The 18,022-nt window shown below is 68.2% G+C and carries 20 protein-coding genes; 12 read left to right on the top strand and 8 right to left on the bottom strand.

Going from position 1 to position 18,022, the window contains the following annotated elements:
- Positions 1-54 precede the first annotated feature (54 nt).
- From QNA09_RS24115 to QNA09_RS24100, 4 genes are all read left to right on the top strand, one after another.
- Positions 55-333 (top strand): DUF5372 family protein, encoded by a 279-nt coding sequence (locus QNA09_RS24115; RefSeq protein WP_006946732.1) that lies wholly within the window; start codon positions 55-57, stop codon positions 331-333.
- 174 nt (positions 334-507) lie between these two features.
- Positions 508-984, top strand: a complete 477-nt coding sequence (locus QNA09_RS24110) for a helix-turn-helix domain-containing protein (protein WP_006946733.1) — start codon at positions 508-510, stop codon at positions 982-984.
- 163 nt (positions 985-1,147) lie between these two features.
- The gene (locus QNA09_RS24105) at positions 1,148-1,381 is read left to right on the top strand and encodes a hypothetical protein (RefSeq protein ID WP_006946734.1); all 234 of its coding nucleotides are present in this window, start codon (positions 1,148-1,150) and stop codon (positions 1,379-1,381) included.
- 14 nt (positions 1,382-1,395) lie between these two features.
- Positions 1,396-3,459 (top strand): recombinase family protein, encoded by a 2,064-nt coding sequence (locus QNA09_RS24100; protein ID WP_006946735.1) that lies wholly within the window; start codon positions 1,396-1,398, stop codon positions 3,457-3,459.
- A gap of 27 nt (positions 3,460-3,486) precedes the next feature.
- Here QNA09_RS24100 and QNA09_RS24095 read toward each other — a convergent pair whose 3' ends face one another.
- Both QNA09_RS24095 and QNA09_RS24090 read right to left on the bottom strand, forming a co-directional pair.
- Complete coding sequence (locus QNA09_RS24095; protein WP_152693050.1) at positions 3,487-4,608, bottom strand: hypothetical protein; 1,122 nt, start codon at positions 4,606-4,608, stop codon at positions 3,487-3,489.
- 115 nt (positions 4,609-4,723) lie between these two features.
- A complete protein-coding gene (locus QNA09_RS24090; protein WP_308072127.1) occupies positions 4,724-5,407 on the bottom strand; it encodes a TnsA-like heteromeric transposase endonuclease subunit in 684 nt (227 codons plus the stop codon).
- Positions 5,408-5,456: 49 nt separating this feature from the next.
- On the opposite strand from QNA09_RS24090, the gene QNA09_RS24085 reads away from it, so the two are divergent.
- On the top strand, positions 5,457-6,740 hold the full coding sequence (locus QNA09_RS24085; protein WP_064256834.1) for an IS256 family transposase: 1,284 nt from the start codon (positions 5,457-5,459) through the stop codon (positions 6,738-6,740).
- A 319-nt stretch (positions 6,741-7,059) separates the two neighbouring features.
- On the opposite strand, the gene QNA09_RS24080 is transcribed toward QNA09_RS24085, so the two are convergent.
- The 4 genes from QNA09_RS24080 to QNA09_RS24065 are packed head-to-tail and all read right to left on the bottom strand — an operon-like array spanning position 7,060 to position 11,916.
- Positions 7,060-8,040, bottom strand: a complete 981-nt coding sequence (locus QNA09_RS24080; RefSeq protein ID WP_010596657.1) for a TniQ family protein — start codon at positions 8,038-8,040, stop codon at positions 7,060-7,062.
- Positions 8,037-9,065, bottom strand: a complete 1,029-nt coding sequence (locus QNA09_RS24075; protein WP_010596658.1) for a TniB family NTP-binding protein — start codon at positions 9,063-9,065, stop codon at positions 8,037-8,039. Before QNA09_RS24075 ends, QNA09_RS24080 begins: the two co-directional genes overlap by 4 nt.
- Entirely contained in the window at positions 9,062-11,170 is a 2,109-nt protein-coding gene (locus QNA09_RS24070; RefSeq protein WP_040273180.1) for a Mu transposase C-terminal domain-containing protein, read from the bottom strand. The genes QNA09_RS24075 and QNA09_RS24070 overlap by 4 nt, the downstream gene beginning before the upstream one ends.
- Positions 11,170-11,916 (bottom strand): TnsA-like heteromeric transposase endonuclease subunit, encoded by a 747-nt coding sequence (locus QNA09_RS24065; RefSeq protein ID WP_230831874.1) that lies wholly within the window; start codon positions 11,914-11,916, stop codon positions 11,170-11,172. The genes QNA09_RS24070 and QNA09_RS24065 overlap by 1 nt, the downstream gene beginning before the upstream one ends.
- A gap of 421 nt (positions 11,917-12,337) precedes the next feature.
- Here QNA09_RS24065 and QNA09_RS24060 point away from each other — a divergent pair, with 421 nt between their 5' ends.
- The 3 genes from QNA09_RS24060 to QNA09_RS24050 all read left to right on the top strand — a co-directional run bounded on the left by QNA09_RS24060 (position 12,338) and on the right by QNA09_RS24050 (position 14,813).
- Positions 12,338-12,505: a hypothetical protein gene (locus QNA09_RS24060; RefSeq protein ID WP_017681128.1), complete on the top strand. Its 168-nt coding sequence runs from the start codon at positions 12,338-12,340 to the stop codon at positions 12,503-12,505.
- A gap of 72 nt (positions 12,506-12,577) precedes the next feature.
- Entirely contained in the window at positions 12,578-14,416 is a 1,839-nt protein-coding gene (locus tag QNA09_RS24055) for a long-chain fatty acid--CoA ligase (protein ID WP_017681127.1), read from the top strand.
- Positions 14,417-14,435: 19 nt separating this feature from the next.
- Positions 14,436-14,813 (top strand): DUF5313 family protein, encoded by a 378-nt coding sequence (locus tag QNA09_RS24050; RefSeq protein ID WP_010595522.1) that lies wholly within the window; start codon positions 14,436-14,438, stop codon positions 14,811-14,813.
- A 107-nt stretch (positions 14,814-14,920) separates the two neighbouring features.
- Here QNA09_RS24050 and QNA09_RS24045 read toward each other — a convergent pair whose 3' ends face one another.
- Positions 14,921-15,673, bottom strand: coding sequence for a FadR/GntR family transcriptional regulator (locus tag QNA09_RS24045; protein WP_119699216.1), 753 nt, complete (start codon positions 15,671-15,673; stop codon positions 14,921-14,923).
- Positions 15,674-15,819: 146 nt separating this feature from the next.
- Between QNA09_RS24045 and rraA the strand changes: the two genes are divergently transcribed.
- From rraA to QNA09_RS24025, 4 genes are all read left to right on the top strand, one after another.
- Entirely contained in the window at positions 15,820-16,314 is a 495-nt protein-coding gene (gene rraA, locus QNA09_RS24040; protein WP_010595520.1) for a ribonuclease E activity regulator RraA, read from the top strand.
- An 18-nt stretch (positions 16,315-16,332) separates the two neighbouring features.
- Positions 16,333-16,851, top strand: coding sequence for a thioesterase family protein (locus QNA09_RS24035; RefSeq protein ID WP_234420143.1), 519 nt, complete (start codon positions 16,333-16,335; stop codon positions 16,849-16,851).
- 97 nt (positions 16,852-16,948) lie between these two features.
- Positions 16,949-17,368, top strand: a complete 420-nt coding sequence (locus QNA09_RS24030) for a hypothetical protein (protein WP_119699215.1) — start codon at positions 16,949-16,951, stop codon at positions 17,366-17,368.
- Between the two features lie 131 nt (positions 17,369-17,499).
- Positions 17,500-17,706 carry a hypothetical protein gene (locus QNA09_RS24025; protein WP_010595517.1) on the top strand — a complete coding sequence of 69 codons (207 nt, stop codon included), beginning with the start codon at positions 17,500-17,502 and terminating at the stop codon, positions 17,704-17,706.
- Positions 17,707-17,770: 64 nt separating this feature from the next.
- Here the strand turns inward: QNA09_RS24025 and QNA09_RS24020 are convergent, their stop codons facing one another.
- Positions 17,771-17,995 (bottom strand): RNA-binding S4 domain-containing protein, encoded by a 225-nt coding sequence (locus tag QNA09_RS24020; RefSeq protein WP_010595516.1) that lies wholly within the window; start codon positions 17,993-17,995, stop codon positions 17,771-17,773.
- Positions 17,996-18,022: the final 27 nt, after the last annotated feature.

Here is an 18,022-nt window from a genome sequence, read left to right as displayed (position 1 = left end):
TGGCCGACGTCGTCAACTACACCCAATCTCGACGATCGGTACCGACGTGTGCGGGTGACACACCGGTTCCATCCACTGTTCGGCCGGGACTTCGAGTTCGTCGCGCACCGGCAGAACTGGGGCGAGGACCGGGTCCACCTGCACGACGAGAACGGGGAGCTGTTCTCCCTGCCGGCCGGGTGGACCGACGTCGCCCCGGTCGACCCGTTCGTGGTCGTCGCCGACGGACGTTGTGCGTTCACCACCGACGGGCTGCTGGCGGTGGCGGATCTGATCGACCGGCGCCGGGCGCAGCGCGACGGTGACGAAGACGTCAGGCGGATTACGCCGTGAACGTCAAGAGAATTATGCCGGGACCGACTTTTCGATCCGGACGCGAACACGAGCCTGCAATTGCAAATATTCATGTGCTACAGCAGATAATGGATGGCAGTCGGTGTGTCGCGAAGATTCTTCAGCGCAGCGTCGTCATAATTATATTGACGATCGCATGGTTCAGGAGGCGACATGACCCGGCGCGCAACACCCGAGGACCCCAAGACGGCGGCGCTGCGCGAGGCCCGCAGCCTGAACCCGCACCCCGAAGGGGTGAGCGATCCGGGGTTCTTGACCGAGGAGTTCTTCGACGCCCGGGACGCGGTGCAGGTCAAGTACGAGATGGTGCGAGCCGTCCTGGTGGACGGCCAATCGGTGACCGCGGCCGCGGCGGCGTTCGGGTACTCCCGGCAGACCTACTACCAGGCGGCCGCCGCGCTGGCCGAGGGCGGACTGGACGGGCTGGTCGCCGCCAAGCCCGGCCCCCGCGCCGGGCACAAGCTCACCGGCGAGATCCTGGCCTGGGCCGAGCAGCAGCTCGCCGGCGATCCCGCACTGAAACCGGCCGACCTGGTCGAGCCGATCGAGCAGCGGTTCGGCGTGCGCGTGCACCCCCGCTCCATCGAGCGAGCGGTGGCCCGCGTCCGGGAGCACTCCAAAAGCCGCTGACTCACCCGTCTTCGAGCAGAAGGAGGACCCCGCGCCGGAGCCGGGCAGGTCCCGGTCGCGCTCGGACGCCGACCGGGACGAAGGCCCGCTCGACACCCGGTACGAACAGCTCCGTCACGCCGCCCTGCACGAGGGCGCCCGCGCGTTCCCGCTCGGGCTCGGCGTGCTGGTCGGCAGGGGCGTCACCGCCTGGCGGCGGGCACTGACCCGGCTGACCTGCGACCGCGCCCTGTCCCGCGGCCCCGGCCCGGCGACCACCCTCGGACCGGCAGCGGGCGGTCCGGGCGGCCCGATCGATCTGTCGGGCGCACTGACCGCCGAACTCATCGACGTCCTGGCCGCCGTCGCGCTCGCCGGCGCCGGCCCCGGTCCGCCGCCCCCGTCCCCACCGCCGTGAGGAGAGTCCCACCGATGTTCACCGACACCCACCCGACCGCCGGCCCGTCCAAGGTGACCGCCGCACACCTGCAGCGCCGGGCCCTGCTCTACGTCCGCCAGTCCAGCCTCAAACAGGTCCTGCACAACACCGAGTCCGCGATCCGCCAATACGACCTGCGCGGCAAGGCGATCGCGCTCGGCTGGGCCGCCGACCAGATCACCGTCATCGACATCGACCAGGGCCAGTCCGGGGCCTCGGCCGCCGACCGCGAAGGCTTCGGGCAACTGGTCGCCGACGTCTCCCTCGGCCGCGCCGGAATCGTCCTCGGCCTCGAATGCTCCCGCCTGGCCCGCAACAGCGCCGACTGGCACCAACTGCTCGAACTCTGCGCGATGACCGGCACACTGATCTGCGACGAGGACGGCCTCTACGATCCCCGCACCTTCAACGACCGCCTCCTGCTCGGCATGAAAGGCCAAATGTCGGAAGCTGAACTGCATTTCATCAAGGCACGGCTGCGCGGTGGGCAACTGTCCAAGGCCCGCCGCGGCGAGCTGATCACGCCGCTGCCGGTCGGGCTGGTCTACGACGGAGCCCACCACGTCATCCTCGACCCCGACACCGCGGTCCGCGGCGCGCTGGCGCACCTGTTCAGCACCTTCGAGGCCACCGGATCGGCATCCGCGTGCGTCAAGGCGTTCCACACCGCCGGGCTGCTCTTCCCCTGGCGGCACCTCAAAGGCCCCCGCAAGGGAGAGATCGACTGGAAGCCGCTGGCCCACAGCACCGCGCTGCGGGTGCTGCACAATCCCCGATACGCCGGCGCCTTCACATACGGACGGCACAGCCACCACACGATGCCGGGTGGCAAGACCGTCACCACGCAACTGCCCCGCGAGCAGTGGGTTTCCTTCATCCCCGGCGCCCACCCCGGATACATCACCCTCGACCGGTACGACGCCAATCTCGCACGCCTGCAATCGAACGCGGCCGCACACGGGCGTGAGCGCCGCAGCGGGCCGCCGCGGGAAGGGCCGGCGCTGCTGCAGGGCATCATCGTCTGCGGCCGGTGCGGGCTGAAGATGACCGTCCGCTACCACCACCGCCGCGGCACCGAGGTGCCGACCTACATGTGCCAACGCGACGGCATCGAGAACGGCCGACCGGTCTGCGCCACCATCCCCGGCCAGGACCTCGATCAGGCGATCGGGCAACTGCTGATCGACACCCTCACCCCGCTCACCGTCGAAGCGGCCCTGCAGGTCTCGGCCGAGCTCGAGCACCGGGCCGCCGACGCCGACCGGCTACGTGCCGCGCACGTCGAACGCGCCCACTACCTCGCCGACCTGGCCCGCCGCCGCTACCTGGCCGTCGACCCCGCCAACCGGCTGGTCGCCGACACCCTCGAGGCCGACTGGAACACCGCCCTCCGCGCGCTGAACCAGGCGCAGGAGAGCTACGAGAGGGCCCGACACGAGGGCACCGGACACCTGACCGACGCGCAGAAGACCCGAATCAATCAACTGGTCACCGACCTGCCCGCGATCTGGAACGACCCGGACACCCCGCAGCGCGAACGCAAGCGCATCGCCCGACTGCTGCTCACCGACGTCACCATCACCCGCACCAGTGACACCATCACCGCGCACCTCCGCTTCCCCGGCGGAGATCACACCACGCTCACCCTGCCGACACCCAAACCCATTGGAGAGCAACGCAAAACATCAGACGAGGTCGTCGCCGCCGTTGGCGAACTACTCGACGACCACACCATCGGCGAGATCGCCGACCTCCTGCGCCAACGTGGCCTGACCACCGGCACCGGCGAACCCTTCCACCGACTCAGCGTCGACCGCGTCATCCGGACCTACCGGCTGCGCAGCCGCCGCCAACGCCTGCGCGCCGCCGGTATGCTCACCCTCGCCGAGACCGCCGCCGCCCACGGCGTCACCAAAGACACCGTCAAGGCCTGGCGGCGGGCCGGAATTGTCGGAGGCCAACGGTATAACGACAAGGGCGAGTACCTCTACACCCCACCCGACCCCGACAACCCGCCCGACTGCCCGAAGATCGGCCGCCGCACGAAAGGCCCCTGACCAGCCCAAACGTCAACACCGCACGAATCAACCCGAAGAGGTGCAGTATGCAACCCGAGGTTTGTCGGTGGGAGTGTCCGGATGGGCGGGCTGCGCATTGATCCCGAATCTGTGACAGGCGCTGCGGAAGGTCGACGACAGGTACACGCTGCCGTGGTCGTAGACGATGGTCTCGGGCATGATCACCGGCCGGGCCGCGGCATTCTCGAGCCGGGCATCGATCGAGCGCATCACCCGGTACGGCAGCGCCGAGTACGCCATCGACACCGCCTGCGGCCAGCCGGGACGCATCGGCTCCGGGGTCATCGCCTTCGCCAGCAGCAGAGACGCGTCCACCGCCTTGGTCGTCGGACGCAGGACCGCAGCGGCGATCGTGCGGGTCGCGACATCCACCAACGCGGTCAGCTCGACCCGCCCCGCCAGATCCTCGTCGAGGCGCACTGCCACATCGAAGGGGGTCGAGTCGATCTGCATCCACTCTCCCGGCCGAGTAGCCACGACCGTCCCGAACGGCGCCTGCGGTTGCCTGTCGAGGGTGCGCCGGGTGCGAGCGGGCCCGGTGGCGTGGCGACCTTCCCGCAGACGCCTGAGCAGCCTGTTGAACGTTTGATGTGAAATTAGCGGTACAACTCCTGCTCCATGCGCTGCCACCACTCTCTTCTCGACTTCACGCCGGAGTCGAGCCGCGGTGCCCGACGAGGAACGGACATTCTCGGCGAGGACCTCCTCGAGCGCGGCCAGGTAGCGAGGATCGGTACGCCCGGTAACAGGACCTTCGCGGATCGCCCGGCGGTCGATGAGCCCCGCAATCCCCTCACGCTCATACCGTTGCCGGTATCGCTGAAACACCCTCAACACCATGTGCTCCCCGTCAGCGGCGAGTTCGGCGATCTTCGTGATCTCCCGTTCCCGCAGCGAGGTGCTCGTGACGTCGTATCCCCGGCGCGGCGACGTTCCGGGCGCCGCGTCGATCGGGACTCCATCGACAACCTCGGTAACGTGTCGCTCGAGCCGACAGGCCCGCTCGCGGACCGTCACCGGCAGGGCCTCGAAGTAGTGCGGTCGGATGCGACGCCGCCGGAATGTGGTGGCGACCGGCTCGAAGGTCGGGTCTGCCAGCAGAGCCGTCAGTTTGATCGCCACCCGCATCGCGCCGACTCCGTCGCGCACAGTCAGAAAGACGATCTCGCCGTCGAGTCCGGCGATCTCGTACAGACCGTCCCGGAAGCGCACATGGTCACCCAACTGGAGGGCACCCGGCGGTCTACCGGCCATGACAGAGGTTCTCCGTGACCATCGATTCGGTCGACAGCAGCAGCTCGTCCAACCGCGTCTGCAACGCGTGCGTCCACAGCAGATGAAACAGGCTCGGCAGGACCGCAACAGGATGGCCGACCCGACTCGCCAACTCCCCTATCGAGACCTGACCCGATCCACGCACCATGGTTACCAGTTCCCGGCCCACGTCCACGTCGAAAACGCGTCGATGGCGGTATCCGGCGAGCCAACGCAGGTTCGACAGCCGCACCGGTGGCAGTTCACCGACGCGGCGATAGCTCCAGCCGACCTGTTCGCACACCCGAGCGGTCTCGCCGAACACAACCCGATCCCCGGGCCCGATCAGAGCATCCGGACGCACATCGACCACGTCCCCACGCCCATCGTCATATCGGAGGAAGAAGTCCGGGACGTGAGAGCAGGCTTCGCCGTCGATGACGAAATCCAGCCGAAAGGGCTGGGCTGCCATCCCGACAACCGCACGATCGTGATCGGCGCTGATCACAAAATCCCGCTCCACCCACGACTCGTACGCCACGTGACGATTCGTAGTGGCACACCACCAGAGCCCGGCGTAGTTCTTCTGCCCTTTGTACGAGGCGATCCGCCTGATCGGCGACGCCACTTCCAGCGGCTGCGCATCCCAATCGAAGCCGAGCCCAGCGGACACCGGGGGACTGTAAGAACAACGGTGTAACTCTGAAAGGAGATGCACCACCATGACCGATGTGATTGATCGTGAGGACGAATCGAACTCGGCACCTGTGGGTGTCAGCGATACCCGGCTGCAGGAACTGGTGGATCAGGCGCGGGCCGAAGGCCTCCAGCTCACCGGCGAGGGCGGGTTGTTGGCGAAGTTGACCAAGCTGGTGGTGGAGTCCGCCCTCGAGGGCGAGATGGACGACCACCTCGGCTACGGCAAGAATGACCCGGCCGGCAGGGGCAGCGGCAACTCCCGCAACGGCAGACGCGCCAAGACCGTGCTGACCGAGGCCGGCCCGGTCGAGCTCGACGTACCCCGGGACCGGGAGTCCTCGTTCGAGCCGAAGATCGTGGCCAAGCGGCAGCGGCGGCTGACCGGGGTGCAGGACATGGTGATCTCGCTGTCGGCCAAGGGACTGACCACCGGTGAGATCTCTGCGCACCTGGCCGAGGTCTACGGCGCCGAGGTGTCCAAGCAGACGATCTCGACGATCACCGAACGGGTGATGGACGGCATGGCCGAGTGGCAGAACCGGCCGCTGGACCCGGTGTATCCGGTGCTGTTCATCGACTGCATCCACGTCAAGATCCGCGACGGCAACGTGGCCAACCGGCCGATCTACGTCGTGATGGGGGTGACTGTGGACGGCACCCGCGACATCCTCGGATTATGGGCCGGCGAGCACGGCGACGGGGAGGGGGCGAAGTATTGGCTTCGGGTGTTGTCGGAGCTGAAGAATCGTGGTGTGCAGGATGTGCTGATCGTCGTGTGCGACGGTCTGAAGCATCTGCCCGACTCGATCGGGCAGGTGTGGCCGCAGACCATCGTGCAAACCTGCGTGGTCCACCTCCTCCGCAATACCTACGCCTACGCCTCCCGCAAGGACTGGGCCGAGATCGCCAAGGACCTCAAACCGGTGTACACCGCGCCGTCGGAGCAGGCCGCGCTGGACCGGTTCGCCGAGTTCAGCGACAAATGGGAGAAACGCTATCCCGCGATCATCCGGCTCTGGACCAACACCTGGGCCGAGTTCGTGCCGTTCCTGCAGTTCGACAACGCCATCAGACAGGTCATCTACACGACCAACGCCATCGAGAGTGTCAACGCCCGAATCCGCAGGGCCGTCAAGGCCCGCGGTCATTTCCCGACCGAGGCCGCGGCCCTGAAATGCGTGTACCTGGCCATCATGAGCCTCGATCCCAAAGGCACCGCCCGCCAACGCTGGTCCAACCGCTGGAAGGCAGCACTGAACGCCTTCGAGATCACCTTCGACGGACGCCTGTCCGCTGGACGAAAGTAGCTACAGTTCAACCAGTTACACCGTTAACTTGACAGACCCGACACCGGCTCGCCTTCCGCCGGCAAGTACGTGATGCGTTCGACGACTCGCACAGGAGCCGCCGCGGCCGCCTGCATGGATTCGACATTAAACGACAGGACTCCCCGAACCGTGCAACCGACACCGCGTGTCAGGTCCCGTCTGGTGTGGCGAGGCTGATTCTCGGTGAACTGCGGCTCGCCATGCGGGGTCTGTGCTGCCATGTGTCGTTGTTTCCCGTCTGAAGTGGCGGATTTCTGGTCGGGGTGGTGGGTTCGTGCGCGTGGCGGTCCGGGATGTGTCATCGGCTCGGGGTGTGGTGTCGGTAGGTGAATCTGTAGGTGTGTCGGTGCTGGGCTTGGTGTTGGTCGACCCAGCGGCGTAGGGGGTCGTTGTCGGTGTGCAGGCCTGCGGTCCAGCCGAGGAATCCGAGACGGTGGGCGATGTGCAGGTAGAACGGTCGCTGTTCGTGGACCAGCTCCGCGAGCCCGATCCGGCGACGCCAGGTCGGATCGATCAGGATTTCGGCGAGGATCACCGTCTCGGGCAGAACGAGCAATCGGGTCGGCAGCAGCTGTGGGGCGTGGTTGACGGCGTTGACCGCGTCCTCACGCGCGTTCCATCGCCGGGTGAGCCGCCGGTGCAGGAGCGGATCGGGGTTCCGCCGCCAGGCGATCATGATGTCTTGGGCGGTGTTGACATGGCTGGAAATCCAGTCGGGGTCCTCGTCGCTGCGAAACAGCTTGTCGCGCCGATGGATCGCTTTCGCGATCTCGGGTGCGGAGCTGAGGTTCACCGGCGGCTGTGCGGCGCACTCCCCGAGCCAGAGCTGATGCCGGCGGCAGTAGCCCTCGGCCGCCGACGAGTAGACCCTGATCACGGGAGCGCCGGGAATCTGTGCGATGCAGCGAGGGCAGTGCGTGCGCGTATGTGAGCTGACGCCGGCGAAATGCAGGCTGGGTGTGGCGGGGTCGATGGCATCGCGCCGCGGACCGGGCATCGGCAGGCTGCGTGCCAGTTGCTTCAGCGGGATGCCCGCGAATATCGCGAGCCGCTGCCGGGCGGCGAGGTTGAGCTGGACGTCCCAGTTCTTGAGGACCATGAATCGGTCCGGGCTGGTGTTGTCCGGGTGCCCGATCGACCGGAGCAGTGTTGTCGGCCTGACCAGTTCGTTCGCGGCAGCGAGCCGGAACACGAAGGACAGGGTCGTCTCGCCGCGGACCGGGCGAACCCGGAACGGCAGCGGGACGGCGGGCTTGTGCCAGAGCGGAAGAACGGTCATGACAGCGGCTTGCGGCGCGGGTCGTATTGATTGCCCGCAGCGATGTCGAGGATGACCGCTTCGAGGTGGGCTTTGGTGATCTTCTCGGTGCCGTCGCTGATGGCGTCGTTGGCGGCCTCGTAGATCAGCTGATCGAGGCTGCCGATCATGCCGCCGGTGCGGGCGTGCAGGTAGGGTGCCCAGTCGATCAGGGTTCCGGGTGTGTGGCGGTGCAGCCGCAGTGACTGCTCCATCGTGGCGACCAGCTTCTTCCAGTCGTTCTTGGCGGCGATGGTGTGGTAGGAGAACGGCCCGGTGGTGACCGGGATGAACCGGCCGGCGATCTGCCGGCCCCGGACGCCGGAGAACAGGTTGGTTTCTTCCAGGTCCAGACCGGAGTACACGAACGTGGCGGAGATCGAGTCGAAGAAGTATTTCAGCTGGTCGGATGCGTCTTTTCCCTTCTTCGTCGACAGATCCAACCGGTGGATCTCGTCGACCAGGACCAGCCGGGTGCCGGCCCGGCGCATCACCGCGGCGACCGCGTGCGCGAGGGCTTGTGGGGAGTCGTGGCGGCCGACGGGCAGTCCCAGGAACACCGCCATCTCCCCGGCCAGGGCCTTCGGGTCGGCGTCGGGTGGAATCACGATGTAGACCACCGGGATGCGGTCGGGGATCCCGGGATTGCGGCGTTCGAAGTCGAGCTGGAACCGGCGACCCAAGTGCGTGATCGACGTCGATTTTCCGGTCCCGCTGCCGCCGGAGACCAGCAAGCCCCGCCGGCCGAGCTGCTTGCCGCGGTTGTTGACGATCAGTTTCTGCCCGGTGTGCAGAACCTTGCGGATGTCGGGAGTGGCGACCAGCAGCAACGACGAGTGATAGTCCTGCCGGGCCTCGTCGTAGAGTTCCCGCTCGAGTTCGTCCATCCGCTCACGATCGCTGCCGGAGAGCATCTGCGGTGGTTGAGGATGGGCCGTGCCGACGAACGACGACCAGCCCTCCTTGGTGGCCAGCGGGTGCCGGGCATCGAGATGTATCGAGCTCACCAGCGGCCTTCCTGCTCGTCGAAGGCATCGAGCAGCCCGAACGGCACCACGGTCTCGGCGTCGGCCTCGATCGTCGGATCCGATTCCGCCTGGACCGGCGGTGCGGGCGGCAACGCCGGGGGCCGGGCCGGTTCGGGCAGGGCGGTGGGCCATCGGCCGACCTCGGTGACCTCCACGGGCAGGTGGTTGGGCATCTCGCGGGTGCACGCATGGCGAGCCAGCGGACGGCGGGTGTCGGGGCCGGCTTCGGCGCGGCGCAGCAGCGCGGCCAGGATCACCGCGACCGCCATCTCGTTGGCGTCGTCGACGCCGCGCTGCGCTGCCAGTTTCCGTGCTGCGCGCCAGGTGAAATCGGCGAACGGCTGCCGCACGATGTTCCGGTGCGTCCACGGGACGGTGATCCAGCCGCGGCCGCGGTGGTTCCGGACCCAGACCCGCGAGACGTCGTAGGGGTCGTAATGGACCTCCCAGCGGCCGCCCTTGGTGACGATGCCCGAGGATTCCCCGGCGAAACCGCGCAGCTCGCTGCTGTTGTAGGTGCGGTAGTCGATCTGAACACCGGCATCGCCGATGGCGCGCCATTGCGCCGGCAACAACTCGATATAGTCCTCGCCGGTCAAGGTGACCGGGACATACCCGGCCGCGGCGATCAGCGCCGCGTAGACATCGTTCGGTGACGCGTTCTCGGTGGGGGTGAAGGGGTGCCGCAGCCCCTCGTGCGGGCGGGTCTGCCAACCGGCCAGCACCCATTCGTCGAACAACTCCTGCAGATCCGCCAGCGACCAGACGGCGCGCTCGTCGACGTCGGTGCCGCGGCGGGTGACGTCGCGGCCGGTGTAGCCGGAAACATGCTGGCAGAACAGGGTATTGATCGAGGAGAAGGTGCGTTCGACGATGGCCTTGTCGGTCGGGGTCAGCACGTGCGCGGGCTGCACCGAGATGCCCAAGGTGTCCGCGGCGCGGGCGAACACCTCCGACATGAACACCTTGCCGTGGTCGATCACGACGGTGTCCGGGACGATCACCGGTTTGGCGGCCGCCATCGCCATCCGCGCGTCCAGTGTCACCAGCCGCCGATACGGGATCCGCGACGCCGCCAGCGCCAGCGCATGGTCCCAGCCCGGCCGCATCGGCTCGGGAACGCTCATCCGCGCCAGCATCAGCGCAGCGTCGACGGCTTTCGCGCCGACCGGCCGGAGCACTCCCGCGCCGATGGTGCGGGTGGCGATATCGACGGCCAGCACGAGCTCGGCGCGACCGATCACCCCGTTGTCCATCACCGCCATCACATCGATCGGGGTGGTGTCCAGATGCACCAGCTCCCCCGGCCGCGCGGCGGTGGCCGGGGTGTAGACCTTGTCGGGCCTGTGCGCCGCCGACCGGCGGGTGAGCGCCGAACCGAACGTGTGCCGGCCCTGGGCCAGCACGTCCAGCAGCCGGTAGAACGTCGTCTTCGACGGCATCGGCACCACCCCGGGCCCGTGTTCGTCGTCGAGCATCTGCTTCACCCTCGCGATGACCCGCGATTTCGTGCCCGTCGACGTGCCGGTCTGGGCGTCGATCACCGCCGTCGCCGCGGCAATCACCCGCGGGTCGACCTGCCCGGTCGGCGCGGCCGTCCTGGTGTAGCGGGTGTCGACCAGCCCCCACAACCCCTGCTCGCGGTAGCGCTGCCGCATCCGCTGCACCGTGCGGGCGCTGGTCTGGCGGCCGGCCGCGGTCAGCTCCGCGGCCTTTCGCGTCTCCCTCGACTTCAGCGAGAACACCGTCGGGTCGTACCCCGGCCGCGGCTGCGCATCCTCCGGAGTGTCCGGAAGCAGACCCGTCTCGACCTCGATCACGTGACGTTCCCAGTCCCTGGCCGCCTCCAGCACCTTCTCCGGCAGCGAGGCGAGCAAGTTGCTCGGCTCGATCTTCGGTGCCGGAGCCGCACCGACCAGTTCGAAGTCCTCCGCTGCCAGCAGGAACGACAACGCCACCACGCTCGATTCGCCCGCCTCGGACAACAAGCGGATCTTGGTACCCGAGAGCGCGACGACCGCGTGCGCCGTGCCCTCGAACACGACCCGGTCGCCGACCGACACCACCGGACGTGGCGACCTCATCACCACCCCTGCTCGGACAACGGCACCGACCGGGCACTCGCCAGATCCGCCACGTCCGCCACGTGCGGCGACACCCGCACCACCGTCCGATGGGACAACACCAGCGCCAGATCCGCGAGCAGCCAACGTCGCCACATCAAGTGATAGAGCACCGGCAAGGTGCCCAGCGGATCCCCGGCCGCCTCCGCGCCGTCGAGCAGCGGCTGCGGGCATGCGAACACCTGCAGCAGGTCCCGTGCCGTCGGCTCGTCGAAACAGCGGGGATGCCGGTAGCCGCCCAACCAACGGTGGTTCGCCGCCAGCACCGGGTCCAGCCGGTCCCACACCGCGTACTCCCAGCCGACATCGCCGCAGGCCCGTGCCGTCGCCGCGAACGCTTCCCGATCCCGGTCCTTGATCCGCTCGGACGGCCGTGAATCCAGCACCAGGGTGCGCCCGTGGTCGAGCCGGACCAGGAAGTCCGGGGTGTGCCGCCGCCTCCGGCGCGTGCCGGCGTCCCACAGCAGTGTGAACGGCTGCGACACCACATCCGACACGGTCGGGTCGAAATCCAACGCCACCAGATGATCCCGCTCCACCCACGACTCGAACCCGATCCGCCGGCCCAGCGTCGCCGACCAGTACCAGCCGGGGAAGTTCTTCTGCCCCCGGTACGACGAGAACGACCGCACCGGACCCCCGATCTGCGCAGCGACCTGTGGAAACGACTGCCACGGCAGCCTCCGCCGGTCACCGGAGACCGTCACGAACTCCACCTCGACCCAGCAATCACCCCGGGCACTCGCATCGTCTCGGAGCTCGGAAGCAGTCAGCACCGGAACATCTTCGCCACTTCCGGTGGGAACCCGCCACCGATCCGCCACTTCTCCCGGGAATCCGCCACCTCGATCGGGAACCGACAAGCGTGCGACAACTATCTCGGACGACGCCTTCCGGATGCGACACCTATCTCGGACATCGCACCGACAACGTGGACAAGGACATCTCCGAGCGTAAAAACACGCTCACCACGGGGTTCGCGGGGATCGCTGCGTAAATGGGAATTTTCGTCACCATCTGTAAGCCGTAAACCTAGACCGAATGCAGAAGTGTCTTCATCGTCCCCCGCAGGCGGACGGTGCCCCCAGGCCACGACCCCGGCGAGACAGCCGCGAGGTTCGTCGCGCAGTGGGTGCGGCTCACCGACGCGATCACGGACCGACGCCGATCGCGCGCCGGTCCCTCGACCTGTCCGTGCTCGACCGGACCGGGCGCCGCACCGCCCGGCGCGCACCGCGGGTGCTGCGGGCGGCCGCGGCTCTCGCCCACGCCCGACAGCACCGGCAGGCGCGGTAAGCGTGGGCCGGAAGCCGGAGTGAACAGCCCAAACCCTCCCCGCGGTGCGTGCGGCCTTTCTAGACTCGGGGTATGACAGCGCTGCGAATCTCCGACGAGCCGGTCGACCACTCGAAGATCGAGAAGCGGGCACCGTCGGTGGCTCAGCTCTTCCTCGACCGAATTGCGGCCAGCCCCGGCACGGAGGCGTTCCGGTTCCCGAAGGACGACGGGTGGGAGAGCGTGACCTGGCAGCAGGTCGGTGACCGCGTCCGTCTGCTGGCGGCCGGGTTGATCGCGCTCGGCATCGAGCCCGAGGACCGGATCGCGCTGGCGTCGTCGACCCGGTACGAGTGGGTGATCGTCGACCTCGCGGTGATGTGCGCGGGCGCTGCGACCACGACGGTCTACCCCACCACCAAGGCTCCCGACGTCGGGTTCATCGTGTCCAACTCGGGCAGCCGCGTGGTCGTCGCCGAGGACAGGACACAGGTCGACAAGCTCGTCGAGCAGCGTGCACAGCTACCGGACGTGCAGCAGGTGGTCGTGATCGACGGCCCCGGCGACGGGAACTGGGTGATCACCCTGGCCGACCTCGAGGAGCGCGGTCGGCAGCTGATCGCGGAGTCGCCGAACGTCGTCGAGGACCGGGTCCGGGAGATCCGGCCGGATCACCTCGCCACCCTCATCTACACGTCCGGCACCACCGGCAAGCCGAAGGGCGTGCGGCTGCCGCACTCGGCGTGGACGTACACCGCCGCCGCTGTCGATGCCCTCGGCATTCTCGGTCCGGACGACCTGCAGTACCTGTGGTTGCCCCTGTCGCACGTGTTCGGCAAGGTGCTGCTGAGCCTGCCCCTGCAGGTGGGCATGCCCACCGCCATCGACGGCCGGGTCGAGAAGATCGTGGAGAACCTCGCCGTGGTGCAGCCGACCTTCATGGGCGCGGCGCCACGCGTGTTCGAGAAGGCCCACGCGCGCATCGAGGCGATGATGGCGGAGGAGGGCGGCGCCAAGAAGAAGATCTTCGACTGGGCCGTGGGGGTCGGAACACGGGTCTCGAAGGCCAAGCAGGAGGACCGCAACCCGTCGCCGCTGGACCGGCTGCAGTACAAGCTCGCCGACAAGCTCGTCTTCACCAAGATCCGGGAGCGGTTCGGCGGCCGGCTGCGGTTCTTCGTCTCCGGGTCCGCTCCGCTGGACCGCGACGTCGCACAGTGGTTCGATGCCGTCGGCATCATCGTCCTCGAAGGCTACGGACTGTCGGAGACCTCCGCCGCGTCGTTCCTCAACCGGCCGCTCGCGTACCGTTTCGGCACGGTCGGCTGGCCCTTCCCGGAGACCGAGGTCAAGATCGCGGAGGACGGGGAGATCCTCATCAAGGGTCCCGGTGTGATGAGCGGTTACCACGATCGTCCCGACGCGGACGCCGAGGCGTTCGAGGACGACGGCTGGTTCCACACCGGGGACATCGGCGAGGTCGACTCCGACGGGTTCCTGCGGATCACCGACCGCAAGAAGGACATGTTCAAGACGTCACAGGGCAAGTACGTCGCGCCGTCCGCCATCGCCGCGACCTTCAAGGGTCTGTGCCCCTATGCGAGCGAGATCATCGTCCACGGCGAGGGCCAGCCGTACTGCGTGGCGCTGGTGGGCCTCGAGCCCGAGGCGATCCACGAGTGGGCCGAGAAGAACGGCCTGGGCGGCAAGTCGTTCGAGGAGATCGCGCACGACGAGAAGACCCGAGACCTCATCGGCGGTTACATCGACCAGCTCAACGAGCAGCTCAATCGGTGGGAGCAGGTCAAGAAGTTCACCATCATCGACCGCGAGCTGTCGGTGGAGGCCGGGGACCTCACGCCGAGCATGAAGCTGCGTCGCAAGATCGTCATCGACAACTTCTCCGACCGGCTCAGCGGGCTGTACGGATGAGCGGCCTATCCTCGGTGGCATGACGAGTAGTGCACGACCGAGTTTCCCCCAGTACGTCGGATACCTGTTCGGCCGCACGCTCCCCGACTCGCTTCAGGACTGGGTCCGCAACGACCTCGTCGGCCCCGGCGCGACGGTGCGGTACCTCGTGCGGTTCACCCTGCCGATCGTGCCGTTCCTCGCGCTGTTCCTGCTCATCCCCGGGCCGGTGTGGGTGCCGCTGGCGATGATGGCGCTGCTGTTCATCCCCCTGGTGTACTTCGCGATCGCCCTGATGCAGATCTGGCGGCGGCACCGCCTGGAGCAGCACGGCCTGGACCCGAACCTGCTCGGCGAGAAGGCGCGCGTGCGGGCCGATCGCGAACGCGACGAGTACGAGCGGCGATTCGGGCGCTGACCGAGCGGGCGCTGACCGAGCGGGAGGTGCCTGCGCCGAGATCGGCGGCGTGACACCCACTCGACGCGCTGCCCCGGACTGAACGCGCCGACCGGGCGCGCGACGTCCTAGGACAGGACCTCGACGAGGGTGGTCGCCGAATCACCCGTCATGTACTGCTCGACGCTGTCGAGGTGCCTGCGCCAGAATGTTTGTGCCGCTTCGGAATCGCCTTCGCGCAGCAGTGTGACGAGCTTGCGGTTGGCGCGCAACGCCACCGCCGCCTCGGGACGATCCGCCGCATCGGCGCGCGTGGAGAGATACAGCGCGTTGTGGGCGTCCATGATGTCGAGCAGCATCCCCGCGAGGGCCGCCATCGTCTGGTTGCCGGCCAGTTCCATCACCGCCCGGTGCACCTCGGTGTCGTACCTGGCGAAGGCCGCGGGGTCGCCGAGGAGGCCCTCGCCCCGCTCGACCAGTTCGGCGAGCGTGTCGATCCGCCCGGCCGGGGCGGCGGCGAGCAGGCCGACGCCGTCCACCTCGAGTTCGGTGCGGGCGCGGTACACGTCGGCGAGCGGGACTCCCCGGTACTGCAGCAGCAGGCCGGTGTAGCGGGCGGCGGTCGAGCCGTCCGGTGCCTGCACGCGGGCGCCGCCGTGGGCGCCGCGCAGGACGGTGATGATGCCTTCCGACTCCAGGATGCGGAAGGCCTCCCGCAGCGTGGGACGGGAAACGCCGAAGCGTTCCATGAGCGCGGCCTCGTTCGGCAACGGCTCGCCGGCGTGCAGTTCCCCGGTGATGATCTGCCGGCGCAGGCTCGCGGCGATCAGCTCACCTGCCTTGGGCACGCGAACAACCGTCGAGCTTCCGTCGAGTGGCATTTGACCGTCCTGTGTGCGAAATCCATCCCAGCCCCGATGGCTCTTAGGATACAAGAATCTACCCGTTTGGAACTCAAACAGGCAGATAATCTGCCGGTATCCGCCCCGCGCCGACCGGACGGCGTTCTCCTACTACTCTCGGCGACATGAGCGAACCCTCCACCCACGACGTTCCGGCCACCGCCGACCTCGCCGACGAGATCGGCCCCGACATCCGCAGCTGCGACACGCAGTTCATCCAGTTCGGCGGCCACGAGGTCTTCGCCGGCCGGATCACCACCATCCGCTGCTTCCAGGACAACCTGCTCGTCAAGCAGACCCTGAGCGAGCCCGGCAACGGCGGTGTCCTCGTCGTCGACGGCGACGCCAGCGTGCACACCGCTCTCGTCGGCGACATCATCGCCGGCCGCGGCGTCGACAACGGCTGGGCCGGTGTCGTCGTCAACGGCGCGGTCCGGGACTCGGCGATCCTGCGCACCCTGGGGATCGGCATCAAGGCACTCGGCACCAACCCGCGCAAGAGCACCCAGACGGGGTCCGGCGAGAAGAACGTGCCGGTGGAGTTCGGCGGCGTCACCTTCAACCCCGGCGAGATGCTCTACAGCGACCACGACGGCATCGTCGTCCGCGCCGAGAACTGACCGGGGGCCGGCATGCTCATGGCGCTGCGTACGGCGCGGACATTTCTTCGCGCCCGCAAGGCGGATCCGGTCCGGCCGCACGAGACGGTGCACACTCCGTTCCGCGTGGCCGTCGCCGACCTCGACGCGGCGATGCACATGAACAACGGCCGGTACCTCACCATTCTCGACCTCGGCCGGTTCGAGTTGTTCGTCCGCACCGGACTCTGGCAGGCCCTCCGCCGGCACCGGTGGCAGACGGTCGTCGTCGTCCAGACGGCGACCTACCACCGGTCGCTGCGGCATCGGCAGCAGTTCGACGTGGCGACCCGCCTCCTCGGTACCGACGCCAGGAACCTGTACGTCGAACAGCACGTGACGGTGGACGGGGCGAGCAGTGCCCGGGCCGTGATCGGACTCCGCGTGCTCGATCGCGACGGCCGCTCCGTCCCGCCGGACACCGTCGCGCAGGCCTTCCCCGCCCTCACCGACCTGCCCGACCTGCCCGCCTGGGTGCACGACTGGTCGCAGAACGTCCGCGCGGCGCACGCCTCCTGAGGTCGCGCCACACCGGGATGGTGGCGCGGTCCGGCGACAGTGCCCACACTGGAGGAATCACGGCCGCACGCGCGGCCCGCGACCTCAGGAGGCCCTCATGGGCGAGAACAACCCGTTCGGATTCGACCCGGAGGACCTCGACCGTGTCTTCCGCGACGCCGGGGAGGGGCTGCGCGATCTGGCCGCCAAGATCGGCCGGCTCGTCGAGCAACCGGACGCCGGAATCCCGTGGGCGAGCATCTTCCCCGACCTCGCGGGCGCACCCCGCACCCGCCCGGCACCGCCCACCGCCGGCGAGACCGGCGACGGTGTGTGGGTGATCTACACGCTCGACGACGACGGGACCGCCCGCGTCGAGCAGGTCTTCCCCACCGAACTCGAGGCGCTGCGCGCGCACAAGAACAACACCGACCCGCGCCGATCGGTGCGCTTCCTGCCGTACGGCGTCACCGCCGGGATCCTGGACCGGAGCGAGGAGAAGGACCACGGGGACAAGGACACGGACGAGACCGGCTGACAACACATCCGGGACGGCGTCCGTCTCCCGCACCCGGGCATCGGCTGCCGGCCGGTCCGGTGCGGCGAGGTCGACCGAAAACGGGTGCGCCCCGGCCCGTATGCGCGCACACTGATAACCAGGAGGTCGTCATGCGAGCGCTGAAGGGCCTGCTCAATGCGGTGCTGGGGATCCTCACGGCCGTGCTCGGCGCGGTGGTGGGACTCCTCGCGGCGGTGGTGTGGCTCGTCGGCGGGGTGCTGTGCGTGACGATCATCCTGATTCCGCTGGGCATTCCCGTCATGAGGCTCGCGCACCGCCTGTTCGCCCTCGGCAAGCAGGTGCGGCAGCTCCCCTGAAAATCGCAGGGGTTCGAGGATTCCGGAGACGGCAGCTGTAGTCGTACCGCCGTCACCTCGGGGCTCACGCCCCCGACGTCACGCGCGCGGCGGCGGTCCCGATCTCCACGACGTCCCCGACGTGCAGCTGCCGCCCGCGCCGCACCTCCACCTCGCCGTTGACGCTGACGAGCCCCTCGGCGATCACTTCCTTCGCCTCGGCGCCGGACTCGATCAGGCTCGCCAGCTTGAGGAATTGACCGAGCCGGATGGACTCGTCGCGGATGGGCACCTCGAACACGTCGGACATGGGGGCCAGTCTCTCACCCGGGACGAC

The organism is Rhodococcus sp. AH-ZY2, from assembly GCF_030916465.1.
Lineage (GTDB): Bacteria > Actinomycetota > Actinomycetes > Mycobacteriales > Mycobacteriaceae > Rhodococcus > Rhodococcus ruber.
This window is presented reverse-complemented; position numbering and strand designations above follow the sequence as displayed.

What these genes read in the sequence shown, in the direction of transcription:
- QNA09_RS24110 (WP_006946733.1), top strand. Translation starts at nt 508, where the DNA reads ATGACCCGGCGCGCAACACCCGAGGACCCCAAGACGGCGGCGCTGCGC.
- QNA09_RS24100 (WP_006946735.1), top strand. Translation starts at nt 1,396, where the DNA reads ATGTTCACCGACACCCACCCGACCGCCGGCCCGTCCAAGGTGACCGCC.
- QNA09_RS24095 (WP_152693050.1), bottom strand. Translation starts at nt 4,608, where the DNA reads ATGCGGGTGGCGATCAAACTGACGGCTCTGCTGGCAGACCCGACCTTC.
- QNA09_RS24085 (WP_064256834.1), top strand. Translation starts at nt 5,457, where the DNA reads ATGACCGATGTGATTGATCGTGAGGACGAATCGAACTCGGCACCTGTG.
- QNA09_RS24080 (WP_010596657.1), bottom strand. Translation starts at nt 8,040, where the DNA reads ATGACCGTTCTTCCGCTCTGGCACAAGCCCGCCGTCCCGCTGCCGTTC.
- QNA09_RS24070 (WP_040273180.1), bottom strand. Translation starts at nt 11,170, where the DNA reads ATGAGGTCGCCACGTCCGGTGGTGTCGGTCGGCGACCGGGTCGTGTTC.
- QNA09_RS24055 (WP_017681127.1), top strand. Translation starts at nt 12,578, where the DNA reads ATGACAGCGCTGCGAATCTCCGACGAGCCGGTCGACCACTCGAAGATC.
- QNA09_RS24050 (WP_010595522.1), top strand. Translation starts at nt 14,436, where the DNA reads ATGACGAGTAGTGCACGACCGAGTTTCCCCCAGTACGTCGGATACCTG.
- QNA09_RS24045 (WP_119699216.1), bottom strand. Translation starts at nt 15,673, where the DNA reads ATGCCACTCGACGGAAGCTCGACGGTTGTTCGCGTGCCCAAGGCAGGT.
- rraA (WP_010595520.1), top strand. Translation starts at nt 15,820, where the DNA reads ATGAGCGAACCCTCCACCCACGACGTTCCGGCCACCGCCGACCTCGCC.
- QNA09_RS24035 (WP_234420143.1), top strand. Translation starts at nt 16,333, where the DNA reads ATGGCGCTGCGTACGGCGCGGACATTTCTTCGCGCCCGCAAGGCGGAT.
- QNA09_RS24030 (WP_119699215.1), top strand. Translation starts at nt 16,949, where the DNA reads ATGGGCGAGAACAACCCGTTCGGATTCGACCCGGAGGACCTCGACCGT.
- QNA09_RS24025 (WP_010595517.1), top strand. Translation starts at nt 17,500, where the DNA reads ATGCGAGCGCTGAAGGGCCTGCTCAATGCGGTGCTGGGGATCCTCACG.
- QNA09_RS24020 (WP_010595516.1), bottom strand. Translation starts at nt 17,995, where the DNA reads ATGTCCGACGTGTTCGAGGTGCCCATCCGCGACGAGTCCATCCGGCTC.